Raw genomic sequence first — 1,187 nt, forward strand, 5'->3', positions numbered from 1 at the left:
GTCCTTGCCACCTCCGTCGGCCTGCGCGTCGTTCTCGTCCTGACCGTTCTGCACACGCAGCACCGGCCAGTAGTACGTCGACTTGTCGCCCTGGTTGCGGCAGGTGGTGGCGCCGTTGGCGAGGTCGTCGTCGCTGGCGAAGGCGTCGTTGGCCTGGTTGCCCACGTAGTCGTGCATATGGTGGGCACCGTTGCTCACACCGGGCGCCACGATGACGTTGTCCGGGTTGAACTTGCCGTTCTGGTTCGTGCCGCAGCTGGTGCTGAAGGTGCCACGCGACGCGTTGCGGAGCTTGCGGGGATTGCGGACGTTCGGCTGGACGGTGGTGATGTCCACGAAGTCGCCGGCCTCCGGGCCGTTGCCGGCCTGACCTGCTCCGCCCTGCTCCTGGCCGGCGTCGCCGCCGTTGTCCTGACCGCCGTCGCCGCCGTTGTCCTGGCCGCCGTCACCCTGGCCCTGGTCGGCGGCCTGGTCCTGGCCGCCCCCGTTCTGCTGGCCGCCGTTGTCGTTGTCATCGGCGCGCAGTTCGCACGATGCCATCTTCTCGAGCTGCTGGGGCTGCTGTGCGGCACGCTGCTGTTCGAGCAGGGCGATGATCCGCTGGATGATCACCTGGCGTTCGTTCCGCAGCGGTGTCAGGATCTGCTGCTGGCCGTAGCTGCGGTCGCTCTGCACCCGCTGCTTGTTCTCGGCGAATCTCTGGTAGGCCCTGGTGATCTGGGAATCCAGCGTGGCGAGTTGGCGGTCAACCGATCCGCGTACCTGCTGGGGTACTTCTTGGATCTCGTTTCCGACGTCGGGGCAGTCGATGGTGGACACCGACTGCCAGCCGTTCGTGGACTGGAGCGGACGTTGGCCGGTCCAGCCTTCCCCTGCGGAAGCGTAGTAATTGGCCGCTACCAACCCACCCCCGCCCATGATGAGGGCAGCCGAGGCGGCGATCGCCCGGCTTGCCAGCGTTGAGCGTTTGCGTGATGTGCGTCCCATGGAACTCCAATCCCGGGAGGGGTAGCGCGTCGTTCCATACGGGCGAGTTCGGGAAAGCGTTCAGTGGGACGAGTAATTCGTAGGATTCTCTGTGCGCAAACCGGGTGGAAGTCGTTGAGACCTCGCGCCCGGGCCGGGGGTGAGGGGCCGGGCCGGGGCGGGCCGGGCGGGGTCGCGGGGGGGCGGCGGGCGGGGGGCGG

General features: G+C 67.9%; 1 protein-coding gene. It reads right to left on the reverse strand.

Annotated elements, in window-relative coordinates; translation table 11 throughout:
• A partial coding sequence (locus ACFWI9_RS31105) for a DUF1996 domain-containing protein (protein ID WP_387167677.1) occupies positions 1–987 on the reverse strand: 987 nt, incomplete at its 3' end.
• Positions 988–1,187 lie beyond the last annotated feature (200 nt).

Source organism: Streptomyces sp. NPDC127084, assembly GCF_042724175.1.
Lineage (GTDB): Bacteria > Actinomycetota > Actinomycetes > Streptomycetales > Streptomycetaceae > Streptomyces.